We start from the raw sequence: 14,440 nt of genomic DNA, 5'->3' as shown, positions 1-14,440 counted from the left end.
CTTGCGGACACTAAGAGCGGCCTCGAAAGCTGATGCCAACCCTGCTGGCCCTCGAAACAAGTTGTGACGAGTCAGCGGCGGCTGTGGTGCGTGATCAGCGTGTGCTGGCGAGCGCTGTGGCGTCGCAAGTGGAGGAGCATGCGCGCTGGGGTGGCGTGGTGCCAGAGATCGCCTCGCGACGCCATGTGGAGGCGTTGCCAGCCCTGATCGAGCAGGTGATGGCGCAGAGCGGTGTGGCCTTCAGCGAGCTGGATGCGATCGCTGCCACAGCCGCCCCTGGGCTGGTGGGTGCCCTGCTGGTGGGTTCGCTCACGGGGCGCAGCCTGGCGCGGCTGCACAACAAGCCGTTTGTGGCCGTGCATCACCTGGAGGGCCATCTCTGCTCGGTGCAGCTCGGAGAGCCGCTGCCGCCGGGCCCCTACCTGGTGCTGCTGGTGAGCGGCGGTCACACCGAAATGATCCGTGTGGATGGTCCAGGGCGGTACGAGCGCCTGGCCCGCAGCCGTGATGACGCCGCCGGCGAGGCCTTCGACAAGGTGGCCCGCCTGTTGGATCTTGGCTATCCAGGCGGCCCGGCGATCCAGGCGGCGGCGGCCGAGGGTGACCCGCGCCGCTTTGCTTTGCCCAAAGGGCGGGTGTCGCTGCCCGGTGGTGGCTTCCATCCCTACGACTTCAGCTTTAGCGGCCTGAAGACGGCTGTGCTCCGGCTGGTGAATCAGCTCAAGCAGGAGGAGGCCCAGGGCGGGCAGCCCTTCCCCCTGGCGGATGTGGCGGCCAGTTTTGAGCAGGTGGTGGCCGATGTGCTGGTGGAACGCACCACCCGCTGTGCGCGCGATCAGGGCCTCAGCACCCTGGTGCTGGTGGGTGGCGTGGCGGCCAACCGCCGGTTGCGCCAGCGCCTGGAGCAGCGCTGCGCGGAGCTGGGAATTCAATGGCGCTTGGCGCCGCTGGCCTACTGCACCGACAACGCCGCGATGATCGCGGTGGCGGCTGAGCAGCGCTTCCAGGCCGGGTCGCAAAGCTCGATCGAGCTGGCGGTGGCTCCGCGGCTGGCCCTGGAAGAGGCCCCTGTTCTCTACGAACCGCAGCCAGCCTTCTGAGGCCCCTAGGCTCTTGAGACTCATCGGAACAGCCATGGCCACGGCTCAACCGGCACCCGAGCCCTCCGAGCTGGCTTCCAACGTGGTGGAAGCAGCTCCTGAGGAGCTCAACCAGTGGAAGCGCGGCTTCACCCCCCAGGCTGAGATCTGGAATGGCCGCATGGCCATGCTCGGTTTGTCGGTTGGTCTGAGCGTGCTGTTGATTGCTCGGCTGGCCGGCAAGGCCTAGGTCTTGCCCCGCAACGCCTGAGCCAGTTCGTTGGGTTTCAGGCTTTGGGCCAGGGCATCGTCCGCGTTGACGCGGCCTTGTTCCACCAGGGTCTGCAGGGCCTGATTGGCGGTTTGCATGCCGTCAAAGCTGCTGCGGGCCATGATTTCCTCGATCTCCGCCAGCTCGCCGCGCTGGATGTAGTCCTTGCAGGCGTCGGTGTTGATCAGGATGTCGTGAAAGGCGGCGCGTTTGCCGTCGGTTGTTTTCAGCAGGCCCTGGGCGATCACCCCCAGCAGGCTCTCCGACACGGCCCGGCGGATGCTCTCCTGCTCGCTCGGCGGCACCATCCCCAGCACCCTTTCCACGGTTTTCACCGCTGAGTTGGTGTGCAGGGTGCCGAACACCAGGTGACCGGTCTGGGAAGCCTCAATCGCGGTGGCCAGGGTTTCGCCATCGCGGATCTCACCGATCAGGATCACGTCGGGGTCTTCCCGCAGGGCGGCCCGCAGGGCGTTGTGGAACTGGCGGGTGTGCTGGCCCACCTCCCGGTGGCGGATCAGCGATTGCCGGCTCTCGTGCACGAACTCCACCGGGTCCTCAATCGTGAGGATGTGGCAGCTGCGGTTGCGATTGATCCAATCGATCATCGCGGCGAGGGTGGTGCTCTTGCCTGAGCCGGTGGGCCCTGTGATCAGCACCAGCCCCTTGGGCCTGGAGGCCAGCTCCTGCAGCACCGGCGGCAGGTTGAGCTGTTCGAGGGTGGCGATCTGCTGCGGAATCAGGCGCAACACCATCGCCGGGCCGCGCAGTGAATCCATGAGGTTGATCCGCACCCGCACGAACGGAAACGCGTGGGAGCCATCGAATTCCTTGTCGTGCCCGAAGCCATCGATCTGGGCGGGGCTGAGCATCTCCCGCAACCAACCGTGGAAGGTGGCGGTATCGGTGATCGGCCAGCCCGTGCGAATCATCTCGCCGCGGGCCCGGTAGCGGGGTTCTTCCCCCACACCCAAGTGCACATCGGAGAAGCCGTTGGCATCGGCGATCTTCACGATCCCCTCCAGGCTTCCGGGCTGGGGGCCATTGAGGGCGCCGGGCTCAGCAGGTGCAGATGGTGAGGCTGGCGGCGCGGCAGCAGGTGCAGCGGCTGGCTGGCTTCCCGTCAGCGGTGGAAACAGGCTGGGTGGAAACGGAGAGCTGGCACTCACCACGGCAGTGGTCGCTGGTTCCAGCTTCGCGGTGATTGCGCCCGTTGCCCAGGGAATTGGCCCGCCATCTTTAGGATCCGGCTGACTGCCGGCCTCGCGCGTGAGCACCCTCCACAACGTTTCCATCGTGCTGGGCACGCGCCCGGAGGCCATCAAGCTGGCGCCGGTGATCCAGGCCTTTCAGGCCGCCCCTGATTTCCGCACCCAGGTGGTGCTCACCGGCCAGCACCGGGAAATGGTGGCGCAGGTGATGGAGCTGTTCGGCCTCCAGGCCGATCACGACCTGGCCTTAATGGCCCCCAAGCAGACCCTCACCCACATCACCTGCGGTGCTCTGCAGGGGCTGCAGGCGGAGTTTGAACAGCACAAGCCGGATCTGGTGCTGGTGCAGGGCGACACCACCACGGCCTTTGCCTCGGCCCTGGCGGCCTTTTACGCCCAGGTGCCTGTGGGCCATGTGGAGGCGGGCCTGCGCACCGACAACATCATGGATCCCTATCCAGAGGAAGCGAATAGGCGGCTGATCTCGCAGTTGGCGCAGCTGCATTTCGCACCCACGGAGGTGTCGGCGGCCAACTGCCGAGCCTCGGGCGTTGTGGGTGAGGTGTGCATCACCGGCAACACCGTGATTGATGCGCTGCTGTTGATGGCTGAAAAGGCGCCGCCGTATGCGTTGCCGGGCCTGGATTTCAACAAGCAGCGGGTGATCCTGGCCACGGTGCACCGCCGCGAAAACTGGGGTGAGCGGCTGCAGGAGATCGGCCAGGGCTTCCTGCAGGTGCTCGAGCGCTTCCCGGATACGGCCCTGCTGCTGCCGCTGCACCGCAACCCCACTGTGCGGGAACCGCTGCAGGCGCTGTTGGGCGATCATCCGCGCGCCTTCCTCACCGAACCCCTCGATTACGACCAACTGGTGGCGGCGATGCGGGGCTGCACGCTGCTGCTCAGCGATTCGGGTGGTCTGCAGGAGGAGGCGCCGGCACTCGGTAAACCCGTGCTGGTGCTGCGCCGCACCACCGAGCGCCCCGAAGCGGTGGATGCCGGCACCGCGAAGTTGATCGGCACCGCCAGCGCCGACATCCTGCGTGAAGCCTCGCTCTTGCTGGAGGATTCAGGCGCCTACGAGGCCATGGCCCGCGCCCACAACCCCTTCGGTGATGGCAAGGCCAGTGAGCGGATCTTGGAGGTGAGCCGCCGCTTCCTGAATCAGGCCCGCTGATCACTCCCGCTTCTTTTTGGCCCAGGGCGGTAGGTCGATGAACACCCGGGTGCCGGGTTTGAGGCCTTCGAGGATCTGAGTGTCTTTGCCGCTGCTGGTACCGAGCGACACCGCCTGGAAGGTGGGCTGATTCCCGGGCCCCACCAGCAGCACCCCCGGTTTGCCCTGCTCGGTCACCACCGCCACGGTGGGGATCACGGTGCGGGCCGCCAGGGTGCCGGTGTTGAAGTCGATGTCGGCGGTCATGCCGATGCGTAGCTCCGGCGGCGGATCGATCAGTTGCAGCTTGACCTCGAAGGAGGTGACGTTGTTGAGCTTCTCGGCGCGTGGGGCGATCTGACGCACCCGCGCCGGGAAGCGGCGATCGGGGAAGGCGTCGACCCGCACGGAAGCGCTCTGGCCCACCGCAATGCGGCCGATATCGCTCTCGGGAACTTTCGCCACGGCCTCAAGGCCCTGGGCCAGCTCCACGATCGAGGAGCTACTGGCGCCGGCCGATGCCGAGGCGGAGGTGGTCGGCGTCACGAAGGCGCCGGGATCGGCGAAGCGGGCCGTCACCACACCAGCGAAGGGTGCTCGCACGGTGAGATCGGAGCCTTCTTTGAGGCGAGCGTCCAGGCGCTGGCGGGCTGCCTCCACCGCCGCTTTGTCCACGGAATAGGTGGATTTGGCGCTGTTGTAGTCGTCCACGCTGATGCCGCCCTGGCGGATCAGTGCTTCGCGGCGCTGGAGTTCGCTTTGGCTGCGGCTCAGCTGGGCCTGGGCCGATCGCAGTTGAGCACGCAGTTCATCGAGGCGATCTTCCAGATCGCCACCATCCATGAGCGCGAGCGCTTGCCCGGCCCGCACGCTGTCGCCCTCTTCTACAAACAGCTTGTTGAGCACCCCCTGGCGCTTGGGGCTCACGTTCACCTTGCGGAAGGCCTCCAGTTCGCCGCTGGCCGTGATCACCCCGGGCAGGGTTCCTTCCCGTGCCACCACGGTGAAGCTGTCGAGGCTGCGCTGCTGGCTGCTGCTGCGGCGCTGGCTGATCAGGGCGCCGCCGCCCCCGATCACGAGGGCACCGGCCAGAAGGCCGGCCCAGAGGCGTTTGCGTTGCAACCAACGCTGGCTGCGCTGCAGGGCGGCTGGGAGCGGCTTCCCGACCTCGCGCTTGGGGGGTGACTCGAGCATGGAGGAGGGAATGGTCGGGCGCCTGCGCTGGCTCCAGTCTTCCTGGTCGCACCCCTTGGCTGTGGGTTGGATCCCCGATGAGTGCTCCAGGGGGCAGTCCGTAGATTCCTCCGATGCTTAAAGCCGGAATCGTGGGACTGCCCAATGTGGGCAAGTCGACCCTGTTCAACGCCCTGGTGGCCAACGCCCAAGCGGAGGCAGCCAACTACCCCTTCTGCACCATCGAGCCCAACTCGGGTGTGGTGTCGGTGCCGGATCCGCGGTTGCAGCAGCTCTCGGATCTGAGCAAGAGCAAGGAGCTGATCCCCACGCGGGTGGAGTTTGTGGATATTGCCGGCCTGGTGAAGGGCGCCAGCCAGGGCGAGGGCCTGGGCAACAAGTTTTTGGCCAACATCCGCGAGGTCGACGCCATCGTGCATGTGGTGCGTTGTTTCGAGAACGACGACGTGATCCACGTGTCGGGCACCGTGGGCCCGGCCCGCGACGCCGAGGTGATCAACCTTGAGCTGGGCCTGGCGGATCTCAGCCAAGTGGAAAAGCGGCGCGAACGCCTCAAGAAGCAGGTGCGCACCAGCAAGGAGGCCCAGGTGGAGGATGCGGCGCTCGAGCGCATCCAGGCGGTGCTGGAGCAGGGCGGCGCAGCCCGCAGCGTGGAGCTCAACGAGGAAGAGGCGGCGATGGTGAAGCCCCTGGGGCTGCTCACCGCCAAGCCGATCATTTATGCCACCAATGTGAGCGAAGACGATCTGGCCTCTGGCAACGCCTACTGCGAGGAAGTGGCTGCGCTGGCCGAGAAGGAAGGCGCTGGCACCGTGCGCATTAGCGCCCAGGTGGAAGCCGAGCTGATCGAGCTCCCCGAGGAAGATCGCGCTGAATTCCTGGCTGGTCTCGGAGTGGAGGAAGGCGGCCTGCAGAGCCTGATCCGCGCCACCTACACGCTGCTCGGCCTGCGCACCTACTTCACCACCGGTGAAAAGGAAACCCGCGCCTGGACGATCAAGGCCGGCATGACTGCTCCCCAGGCCGCCGGCGTGATCCACACCGATTTCGAGCGCGGCTTCATCCGCGCCCAGACCATCGGCTACAAGCAGCTGCTGGAAGCCGGTTCATTGGCGGAAGCGCGCAACAAAGGCTGGCTGCGGGCGGAAGGCAAGGAGTATGTGGTGGAAGAAGGGGACGTGATGGAGTTTCTGTTCAACGTGTGAGCAGGGTTGCGTCGTTGTTGGGCATCCATCGCGGCTCTGATGCGCTCTCCGTGCCTGTTTGCCCCACAATGGCCTCAGCGTGTTTAGCCCCATGACGGAGCAGCAACAGGCCGCCGACGGCGCCCAGCAGCACGATTTCGAGGCGCAGAAGCAGGTGCACCAGCAGATCCGCAATGATCCCGATTACGACGATTGGGAGTACGGCACCGAACCCCTGCCCCACGAGGCCTGGACGGCCAAGGTGAGCAAGGGCTGAGACGCGCAGGCGTTAGCCCGGTTCCAGCTGCAGGGTGCTGTGCTCCACGCCAATGGCGGCGAGGGCGTCTTTGGCTTGATGCAGCAGATCGAGATCGTCGATGCCGCTGTCGCGGCGGCACACGTGGGCGGTGAGCGCCACTTGCGTGGTGCTGAGGCTCCAGATGTGCACGTGGTGCACATCCACCACTCCTGGTAGGCCCAGCAGCGTGGCGCGCACCTGATCCGGCTTGATGTGGGCTGGGATGCCATCGAAGAGCACCACGAGTGCATCGCGGATCAGCACCACGCCCGTGTAACCCACCGCCACGCCAACGCCGATGGCGGTGAGCGGATCGAGCCAGTGCCAGCCGGTGATCCCCACCAGCAGCGCGCTGAGCAGCACCGCCAGCGACACCAGCGCATCGCTCACTAAGTGGATCACCGCCGCGCGGCGATTGAGGTCATGGGAGTGGCCGTGGTTATCGCCCCCATGGCCGAACAGTTGCGCTGAGCCGAGGTTCACGACGATGCCAGCGGCTGCAGCCCAGGCCACGGGCCCACTCACCAGCGGCTCCGGGCTGTGCAAGCGCTGGATGGCTTCCACCACCACCACCGCCGAGGCCATGGCCACCAGTACGCCATTGATCAGGGCGGCCAGCTGGGTGCTACGGCCAAATCCGTAGGTGAACCGTTCGCTGGGCGGACGCGTGCTGAGCCGCTCAGCGCCCCATCCAAGGGCCAGGCCTGCCACATCGCCCAGGTTGTGAATCGCGTCACCGATCAGGGCCAGTGAGCCGAAGCCGATGCCGATCACGATCTGCGCCACCGACAGCGCCGTGTTCAGCAGGATGCTCCAGCGAAAGGCTGAGGCCAGGCCGGCCCGGCCGATGTGTTGCTGCGGGTGGCGGCGACCCGGTTCGTGCGGAGCCATCACGGCAAGTCCATTGCCCTGATTGTGGGGGCAGTGCTGCGGATCGGCCTGTGTTCAGGCTTTCACGTGGGCGCGTCGGCGGATCGGGCCAATCAGTAATAGGCACAGCGCACACACCAGCGCTACCAGCAACCAGAGCACCAGCCCATGCCCTTGCCCATCCAGCAACAGGCCCGCCAGCAGCGGCGCTCCGAAGGCGCTGAGGGCAAAGCATTGGGAGAACAGCGCCATCGCTAGGCCGCCATGGCCGGCAGGGCTCAGTTCCACCACCGCTTCTGTGGAGGTGGGCAGAAAGGCCGCCTGCCCCAAGGCCAGCACCATCAGGGCCAGCACCACGAGCGCGATGCCGTGGTCGGTGAGGGCTGAGAGCGCCAGCAGGGCTGTGCCGCCGCTGAAGCAAACCATGCTGAAACCGAGGCCCACCGCCACCGATCGGCGCGCCATGGCCTGGCCCACTGGCCACTGAATGAGCAGCAGCACGGCCAGGGGGATGCCAATCAGTAGGGCGCTGATGGCTTCCGGTTGGGCGTCGCGCTCCAGCCCGCCCCGCACCAGATCCAGGGGCACGGCGCTTTGCATCAACGCGGGGATCGCCGTGGCCACCACCGAGAGCAGCAGCATCGGCAGTAGGGCCGGTAACCACTGGCCCAGGGGAATGGTGGGCACCCCGGACCGTCCGGCCTGCAGGGCCCGCGGCAGCGGGCGCCAGAGCAGCAGGGCCGTTAGGGCCACGATCGCGCTCATGTCCACGAGATACACACCCCGCAGGTGGCCCAGCTGAGCCAGCAGCGCTCCAGCGAGCGTGCCGCTGGCCACACCACCCGCATCAGCGGTGCGTGACAGGGCGTAGCCGCGCGCTGAGGACATCGGCGTTGAGCAGAGCGGCACCGCCAGTTCCACGGCGGGCCAGTAGAGCCCTCCCGCCAGGCCCAACAGCACCTGGCCGGCCACATAGCCCTGCTGCTGCTGGGCACCCATCAGCAGCACATCGCCCAGGAAGCCGCAGAGCCCGGCCAGCAGCACCGGCAGGCCGCAGCTCAGCCCCAAATCGAGCAACCAGCCGCTGGCGAAGCGCCCGAAGGTGCCCGCCAGGGCCGCGACCGCCAGGCCACTGCCCACCTGTGAGGCGGTGAAATCCGCCTGGTGAAACACCATCGGGGTGAGATACAGCACCCCGCCTGCGCCGAAGCTCGCCACCAGCCGCACCATGGCGAGCTCCCGCAGCGACGCGGGAAACTGGTTCCACCACTGCCGGCCCGCTGACAGCATCTGTGCTTGTGCCAACCCGTCGACCGTTGCGTGCGGTGCTGCGCAGTCTGCTGGCTGGCCTGCTGTGGCTGAGCCCTGCCCGGGCCGCCGAAGAGCTTGAGGTGCGGCTCGATGGCTTGCGTCTGCCGATCGATCTGGTGGCGCTGGAAGCGTGGAGCGATGCACCGGATGCGGTCGACGGGGATCTGCGCGCCTGGCTCGATCTGCTCGATCCTCGCGGCCGTGAGCAGCTGCGGCGCGTGCTGCGGGCACCGCTGGTGCAAGACCGCTCCTTTGCCCAGCAGTTTCTGGCCAGCTGGGCCGGCCAAAGGGTGCTGGAAGAACTCGATCAGCTGATCAGCACCGAGCAGGGCGGCAGCGCCGGGCCACTGCTGTTTCAAACCCTGCAGGAATTGCTGGCGCGGCAGCCGCAGGTCACCACGATCGAGCTGCTACGGGCGGTACCCAGCCGGAGCCTGGTGCTGCATCTCGATGGGGGCCTCCAACTGGCGGACCAGTGGCGCCGACAGATTGAGGCGCAGAGCGAAGGGCTGAAGGCCCTGCAGCAGCTGCGCCTGCGGCAGGTGTCGCAGACCTGGTTCTCTCTCAGCAGCGAGACCGGCGCAGCCGCTCCGCCGCAGCGGCAGCGGCTGCAGCTCAAGGTGCCCCATCGCCGCCAGGCCCTGGAGCTGCAGATTTGGCCCGGCTCGCGCCGCAGCTGGGTGCTGCTGAGCCCGGGTCTCGGCGGTAGCGCTGCTCAGTTGGAATGGCTCGCCGCTGGGCTGCAGCAACGCGGGTGGCCCGTGCTGCTGCTGGATCACCCCGGCAGCGATGAGCGCGCGGTGCGGGAGTTGCTGGAGGGACGGCGCCCTCCGCCGGGGGCAGAAACCCTCAGTGATCGGGTGCTCGATTTGCAGGCGGTGGTGCGCGCGGTGGAGCAGGGCTCCCTGCCGCGGCTGGGGGATCAGGTGGTGTTGATGGGCCATTCGCTCGGAGGGCTCAGCAGCCTGCTGGCGGCTGGCCTCCGCCCGGAAGCGGGCCTGGCGCGCCGCTGTGACCGGGCCCTCGATGGCATTCCGCTCACCAACCTTTCGCGCCTGCTGCAATGCCAGCTGCTGGATGTGCGCTTGCCGGCTCCTCAGCCCCTGGCCCAGCCGTTGCAGGCGGTGGTGAGCCTCAATGGCTTCGGCAGCTTGCTCTGGCCCCATCGCGGTTTGCGCGCCTTGCCCGCACCGGTGCTGCTGGTGGGCGGCAGCCTGGATCTGATCACGCCTCCTTTGGGAGAGCAGCTGCAGCTGTTCCTGCGCGATCGAGATCACCAGAGCCGGCTGGTGTTGCTCGAGGGCGGTAGCCACTTTTCGCCCGTGCGTATTGATCGCCAGGAGCAGGCCCTGTTCCAGCTGGGTGAGGAGTTTGTGGGGGTGGAGCCCCTGCGGGTGCAGGTGCTCACCCTGGGGCTCACCGCCGATTTCCTCGATGCCCTGCCCAAGGGTGTGCCGCCGCAGCGGCGGCAGTTGGGGGGCGTGACCGCTTACGTGCTCAATCGCCGCCAGGCCGAAACCTGGAGCAACGCCCTCAGAAACTGACGCGCGGATCCAGCAGGGCCACCAGCAGGTCCACCAGCACGCTCACGGCCACCACCAGGGCCGCCACCACCACCACAATCCCCTGCACCACCGGGTAATCCCGCTGGCCGATGGCCTCCTGCAGCCGGAAGGCCACGCCGGGCCAGGAGTAGGTGACCTCAATCAACAGGGCTCCGCCGATCAGCGATGCCACCGTGATGCCCGTGATTGTGAGCACCGGCAGCAGGGCATTCGGCAGGGCATGGCGCAGCACCACCCGCCGTTCGCTCAGACCGCGGCTGCGGGCGGCCTCCACGTAGTCGGAATCGAGGGCGCGGCGCAGGTTGAGCCGCAGGGCGTTGGCAAACACGCCGCTGAGCAGCAGACCCAGGGTGGAGGCTGGCAGCACCAGATGGCGCATGGCCCCCCAGAACTGCTGGCTGCTGCCCGCTAGCAGGCTGTCGAGCAGATAGAAACCAGTGCCACTGGGCGGCACCAGGGTGGCGGGGAAGCGGCCCCCCACCGGTAGCCAGCCCAGCCATACGGCAAAAACCAACTGCATCACCATCGCCGCCCAGAAGGGCGGCAGGGCATAGGTGCCGATGCCGTAGAGCCGGCCCGCCAGATCGGTTTTGCCCTCTGGCCTGGCGACACCGCTGAAGCCCACCGCCAGCCCCACCAGCGCCGCGATCAGCAGGGCCACCACGCCCAGCTCCAGGCTCGCGGGAAGGCTATGGCCGATCACGGCGGTGACGGGTTCGTTGTTGGTGAGGGAGTCGCCCAGCTGGCCGTGCAGCAGATCCATCAGGTAGCGGCCGTACTGCACGGGTAGCGGCTGATCCAGCCCCAGTTGCGCCCGCAGCGCTGCCCGCGCTTCCGGTGGGGCGCGCATGCCCAGCAGGGCATCGATCGGATCCCCCGGTGCTACTCGCAATAGCAGGAACACCAGGCTGGCGATCAGCCACAGCATCAGCGGCACCAGCGCCAGGCGGCTGGCCAGATAACGCAGCAGGTGACGGCGGCGACTCATCGAACACTCAGGGCCTGCAGCACCAGGCGACCGCTGCCATCAAACACGGGGCGCTGCAGGCTTGGTTGAGCCCAGGCCCGCGGCGCCACCTGCCACACCGGGATGTAGGCGGCCCCCGCCGCGGCGCGCTGCTGCAGCTCGAGCAGCAGGGGAAGCCGCGCCGCGCCGGAGAGGCGCTCGCTGGCCTCCAGGTTGGCCTGCAGGCCAGGGGCACTCCAGAAGCTGCCGGCCGCGGCGGCGTTGCCCTCCAGGCACTGCGCGCCCTTGGCCTTGTTGCAGGCCAACATCGGGGCCAGGTAGATGTCGGGATCGGGGAAGTCGGCGCTCCAGTCGAAAAAGATCATCGGGAAGGCGCCATCGGCCACCTGGCGGTAAGCCGTGGTGGATTCCACCCCCGTGACCTCCAGCTGCACGCAATCGCCCAGGTCGCGCTCCAGCTGGGCTTTCCAGGTGAGGGCAAACAGCTTGTCGGCCGGCACGTTCGAGCGGAAGGTGAGCGGCAGGGTGAAGCGCCGGCCTCGGCAATAGCCGGCCTGTTGATAGAGCTCACGCGCCCGCCCCGGGTGGTAGGTCGGCCAGGCCGGGGGTGTTGAGCCCGCCAGGGGCGGTGGCACCAGGGAGCGCAGCGGCGCGCGGATGCCGTAGCTCACCCGTTCGCTGATCAGCTCACGATCGAGGCTGTGGGCCACCGCCTGGCGCAAGGGCAGCTGATCGAAGGGCGGACGATCGCTCAGCAGCGTGAGGTAACCGATTTCCCCAGCAGGGCCAATGCCCTCCACCAACCGGCCCTGCCGCGCCCGTTGTGCCAGGGCCCGCTGCTGGTCGCTCTCCATGCCGCTCGACATCAGCACATCCACCTCGCCGCTCACCAGCGCTCCGAACAGCGCGGTGGAGTTGCTGAGGGTCACCAGGTGGATGCCGCTGTTACTCGGCGCCGGCCCCCAGTAGCGCGCGAAGGGGAGCAGGGTTTGTTTCTGGGGGGTGCTGCTCACCAGCCGGTAGGGGCCCGTGCCCACAAAGCGATCCGCCAGGGAACGGTTGCGGTGTTGCTGGTAGGCCTTGGGGGAGAGCGGCGTGAGGCTGATCGAGCTGAGCAGCGCCGGCAGCGCGCTGTAGGGCCGCTTCAGCTGCAGCTCCAGTTCGTAGGGGCCACTGGCCCGCACGCCGCTGATGCGGTCATCGAGCAGGTAGCCCATCTTCGCGAGGCTGCGGAAGCGCTCGAGGCTGAACACCATCGCGGCGGCATCGAAGCGGCTGCCGTCGTGGAACAGCACATCGCGCCGCAGCGGAATCCGGGCGATGCGCCCATCCGGGCTGATCTGGGGTGGTGCAGCGGCCAGGCGGGGCTGCAGCTCGCCGCCTGCGTCTGTGGCGTAGAGGGGATCACCAATGGCGCTGAGCAGCTGCAGGCCTGCGGTGCCGGTGATGTCAATCGGGTCAACGGAGGCCAGCGTGCTTTTGCTGGCCACCACCAACTGCCCGGGGGGGTGAGGGTGCTGGCAACCGGCCAGCAAAGCGACGGCCGGCAGGAGCGTCGCCAGGGCCGTGCGGAACAGGAGGCGGCTGGTCAAGGCTGCGGGCAAGCCCGCTTATTCAAGCCCCATGCACAAGGCGTGGGGGATGGTGGTGGCTTTGGCTGGCCACTTGCTGCAGGGAAATTTCAAACACGGGTGAGCCATGGCGGGCCAGGGGCCAGCGCCGCACCCAGCAGCGGTTATGACGGTCGTCCACGCCGATCACCTGATACAGGTTTTCGTCGCTGGTGAGGGTGATGCAATCACCCTGATGCAGGGTCATGGGTCGGGTGTGAAACAGAGCGGTGGTGGCGCAGAGAGGAAGGGGTTTCGACAGGCAGCCTTCTTGGCGATGGGCTGATCAAAGGTTCTCGTCGCTACAAAGCAAGCGCTGCGTCAGCGGATTCAGATGGCGCAGCGGTGCGGGGTCGTTCTCGCTTTGTGTCCAATCTGCCTCAGCGCCGGCTCAGAGGGTGCGCAAGCAGGCCGCCACGGCTTTCACGTCCGGCAGGGCTGTGATTGCCGCCAGGGCCCGGCGGAAGTTGGCCTCCTGCACCTCGTGGGTGATCACCACGATCTCGGCGTCATTGCTGTCGCCGCTGGTTTCGAACTGCACGATCGAGCGGATCGACACCCCCTGATCGCCAAAACAGCTTCCAATCCGGCCGATTACACCGGCTTGATCACCGGTTTGCAGGCGCAGGTAGTTGCGGTGCTGCGTTTGGCCGGGATCCACCAGGCGGCAGCTGCGCCAGCGGCTGGCCGCCAGCAGCGGATCAAGGCCGCCGCCCTGGCCAGTGGCCTCGCGAATGCCGGCGATGTTGAGGATGTCGGCCACCACAGCGGAGGCGGTGGGCCCTGCACCGGCGCCAGGGCCGTAGAACATCACGCGACCCACGGGATCCCCCTCCACCAGGATGGCGTTGTTCACCCCATGCACCCCGGCCAGGGGGTGGTCTTTGGGGAGCAGGGTGGGGCTGACGCGCACATCAAGCTGCACCGTGTCATCGGCGTCGGTGCCGAGGAACTGGGCGGTGGCCACGAGTTTCACCACGTAGCCCAGCTGGGCGGCGTAGTTCACATCACGGGCATCGAGGCGGTTGATGCCTTCAGTGGGGATGGCGCTGCGTTCGATCGAACCGCCGTAGGCCAGGCCCGAGAGGATCGCGATCTTGTCGGCGGCATCTCCGCCTTCCACGTCGGCGGCGGGATCGGCTTCGGCATAGCCCAGGCGCTGGGCATCAGCCAGCACATCGCCGTAGGCAGCGCCCTCATCCGCCATGCGGCTGAGGATGTAGTTGGTGGTGCCGTTGATGATGCCGCTCACCCGCTGGATGCGGTTGCCACCCAGGGATTGTTTGAGCGGTTCGATGATCGGGATGCCGCCGCCCACGGCCGCTTCGATCAGCACGTACACGCCGCGTTCGGCGGCCGCGGCAGCGATCTCTTCGCCGTAGCGGGCGATCACGGCTTTGTTGGCGGTCACCACCGGTTTGCCGGCGGCGATGGCGGCCAGGATCAGGCTGCGGGCCGGCTCGAGGCCACCCATCACCTCCACCACGATGTCGACAGCAGGGTCATTCACCACCTGCTGGGGATCGGTGCAGAGAACGTCGGCGGGCAGTTCAACCGGCCGCGGGCGGTTCAGATCGCGCACGGCGACGCGTTTGAGCGCCAACTGCCCCACCAGCGGATGGCGGCCCTGAGGGTTGAGCAGGATCTCGGCCACGCCTGCTCCCACCGTGCCAAGCCCGAGCAAGCCGATGCCGATGGTCATGCCGCCTGATCCGTGAAAGGGG

The 14,440-nt window shown here is 67.4% G+C and carries 14 protein-coding genes; 6 read left to right on the top strand and 8 right to left on the bottom strand.

All coding sequences use genetic code 11. From position 1 onward, the window contains the following. The first annotated feature begins 32 nt into the window (after positions 1–32). Positions 33–1,100 (top strand): tRNA (adenosine(37)-N6)-threonylcarbamoyltransferase complex transferase subunit TsaD, encoded by a 1,068-nt coding sequence (gene tsaD, locus CB0101_RS13185; protein ID WP_010303749.1) that lies wholly within the window; start codon positions 33–35, stop codon positions 1,098–1,100. 34 nt (positions 1,101–1,134) lie between these two features. Further along, positions 1,135–1,329, top strand: coding sequence for a high light inducible protein (locus tag CB0101_RS13180; protein WP_010303746.1), 195 nt, complete (start codon positions 1,135–1,137; stop codon positions 1,327–1,329). On the opposite strand, the gene CB0101_RS13175 is transcribed toward CB0101_RS13180, so the two are convergent. Beyond that, on the bottom strand, positions 1,326–2,672 hold the full coding sequence (locus CB0101_RS13175) for a type IV pilus twitching motility protein PilT (protein ID WP_010303744.1): 1,347 nt from the start codon (positions 2,670–2,672) through the stop codon (positions 1,326–1,328). The two genes, CB0101_RS13180 and CB0101_RS13175, sit on opposite strands and share 4 nt — an antisense overlap. Here CB0101_RS13175 and wecB point away from each other — a divergent pair. Beyond that, positions 2,620–3,738 carry a non-hydrolyzing UDP-N-acetylglucosamine 2-epimerase gene (gene wecB, locus CB0101_RS13170; RefSeq protein WP_010303742.1) on the top strand — a complete coding sequence of 373 codons (1,119 nt, stop codon included), beginning with the start codon at positions 2,620–2,622 and terminating at the stop codon, positions 3,736–3,738. The genes CB0101_RS13175 and wecB overlap by 53 nt on opposite strands. Here the strand turns inward: wecB and CB0101_RS13165 are convergent, their stop codons facing one another. Continuing rightward, positions 3,739–4,911, bottom strand: coding sequence for an efflux RND transporter periplasmic adaptor subunit (locus CB0101_RS13165; RefSeq protein WP_010303739.1), 1,173 nt, complete (start codon positions 4,909–4,911; stop codon positions 3,739–3,741). It lies immediately after the preceding gene. A gap of 113 nt (positions 4,912–5,024) precedes the next feature. On the opposite strand from CB0101_RS13165, the gene ychF reads away from it, so the two are divergent. Both ychF and CB0101_RS15500 read left to right on the top strand, forming a co-directional pair. Continuing rightward, positions 5,025–6,116, top strand: coding sequence for a redox-regulated ATPase YchF (ychF, locus tag CB0101_RS13160; protein ID WP_136644168.1), 1,092 nt, complete (start codon positions 5,025–5,027; stop codon positions 6,114–6,116). A gap of 91 nt (positions 6,117–6,207) precedes the next feature. Then, the gene (locus CB0101_RS15500; protein WP_168187989.1) at positions 6,208–6,372 is read left to right on the top strand and encodes a hypothetical protein; all 165 of its coding nucleotides are present in this window, start codon (positions 6,208–6,210) and stop codon (positions 6,370–6,372) included. A 12-nt stretch (positions 6,373–6,384) separates the two neighbouring features. On the opposite strand, the gene CB0101_RS13155 is transcribed toward CB0101_RS15500, so the two are convergent. Further along, on the bottom strand, positions 6,385–7,284 hold the full coding sequence (locus CB0101_RS13155) for a cation diffusion facilitator family transporter (protein WP_010303717.1): 900 nt from the start codon (positions 7,282–7,284) through the stop codon (positions 6,385–6,387). Positions 7,285–7,338: 54 nt separating this feature from the next. Beyond that, complete coding sequence (locus CB0101_RS13150) at positions 7,339–8,553, bottom strand: MFS transporter (protein ID WP_010303714.1); 1,215 nt, start codon at positions 8,551–8,553, stop codon at positions 7,339–7,341. Positions 8,554–8,588: 35 nt separating this feature from the next. Here CB0101_RS13150 and CB0101_RS13145 point away from each other — a divergent pair, with 35 nt between their 5' ends. Next, the gene (locus CB0101_RS13145; protein ID WP_246833774.1) at positions 8,589–10,118 is read left to right on the top strand and encodes an alpha/beta hydrolase; all 1,530 of its coding nucleotides are present in this window, start codon (positions 8,589–8,591) and stop codon (positions 10,116–10,118) included. Here the strand turns inward: CB0101_RS13145 and CB0101_RS13140 are convergent. The 4 genes from CB0101_RS13140 to CB0101_RS13125 all read right to left on the bottom strand — a co-directional run bounded on the left by CB0101_RS13140 (position 10,108) and on the right by CB0101_RS13125 (position 14,418). Beyond that, the gene (locus tag CB0101_RS13140) at positions 10,108–11,127 is read right to left on the bottom strand and encodes an ABC transporter permease (RefSeq protein WP_010303709.1); all 1,020 of its coding nucleotides are present in this window, start codon (positions 11,125–11,127) and stop codon (positions 10,108–10,110) included. The two genes, CB0101_RS13145 and CB0101_RS13140, sit on opposite strands and share 11 nt — an antisense overlap. Next, positions 11,124–12,698, bottom strand: a complete 1,575-nt coding sequence (locus tag CB0101_RS13135) for an ABC transporter substrate-binding protein (RefSeq protein ID WP_010303707.1) — start codon at positions 12,696–12,698, stop codon at positions 11,124–11,126. Before CB0101_RS13135 ends, CB0101_RS13140 begins: the two co-directional genes overlap by 4 nt. 22 nt (positions 12,699–12,720) lie before the next feature. Continuing rightward, positions 12,721–12,924 (bottom strand): hypothetical protein, encoded by a 204-nt coding sequence (locus tag CB0101_RS13130; protein ID WP_010303705.1) that lies wholly within the window; start codon positions 12,922–12,924, stop codon positions 12,721–12,723. A 183-nt stretch (positions 12,925–13,107) separates the two neighbouring features. Beyond that, the gene (locus CB0101_RS13125) at positions 13,108–14,418 is read right to left on the bottom strand and encodes a homoserine dehydrogenase (protein ID WP_010303703.1); all 1,311 of its coding nucleotides are present in this window, start codon (positions 14,416–14,418) and stop codon (positions 13,108–13,110) included. Positions 14,419–14,440 lie beyond the last annotated feature (22 nt).

The sequence above is a fragment of the Synechococcus sp. CB0101 genome (assembly GCF_000179235.2).
Lineage (GTDB): Bacteria > Cyanobacteriota > Cyanobacteriia > PCC-6307 > Cyanobiaceae > Vulcanococcus.
Note: the sequence above shows the minus strand (reverse complement) of the source record. Positions and strands in the feature narration are given on the sequence as shown.

Coding starts and splice junctions, on each gene's coding strand:
- CB0101_RS13130 (WP_010303705.1), bottom strand. CDS start 12,924: ATGACCCTGCATCAGGGTGATTGCATCACCCTCACCAGCGACGAAAAC.
- CB0101_RS15500 (WP_168187989.1), top strand. CDS start 6,208: ATGACGGAGCAGCAACAGGCCGCCGACGGCGCCCAGCAGCACGATTTC.
- CB0101_RS13155 (WP_010303717.1), bottom strand. CDS start 7,284: ATGGCTCCGCACGAACCGGGTCGCCGCCACCCGCAGCAACACATCGGC.
- CB0101_RS13150 (WP_010303714.1), bottom strand. CDS start 8,553: ATGCTGTCAGCGGGCCGGCAGTGGTGGAACCAGTTTCCCGCGTCGCTG.
- CB0101_RS13180 (WP_010303746.1), top strand. CDS start 1,135: ATGGCCACGGCTCAACCGGCACCCGAGCCCTCCGAGCTGGCTTCCAAC.
- CB0101_RS13140 (WP_010303709.1), bottom strand. CDS start 11,127: ATGAGTCGCCGCCGTCACCTGCTGCGTTATCTGGCCAGCCGCCTGGCG.
- CB0101_RS13175 (WP_010303744.1), bottom strand. CDS start 2,672: ATGGCCTCCGGGCGCGTGCCCAGCACGATGGAAACGTTGTGGAGGGTG.
- ychF (WP_136644168.1), top strand. CDS start 5,025: ATGCTTAAAGCCGGAATCGTGGGACTGCCCAATGTGGGCAAGTCGACC.
- CB0101_RS13125 (WP_010303703.1), bottom strand. CDS start 14,418: ATGACCATCGGCATCGGCTTGCTCGGGCTTGGCACGGTGGGAGCAGGC.
- CB0101_RS13165 (WP_010303739.1), bottom strand. CDS start 4,911: ATGCTCGAGTCACCCCCCAAGCGCGAGGTCGGGAAGCCGCTCCCAGCC.
- tsaD (WP_010303749.1), top strand. CDS start 33: ATGCCAACCCTGCTGGCCCTCGAAACAAGTTGTGACGAGTCAGCGGCG.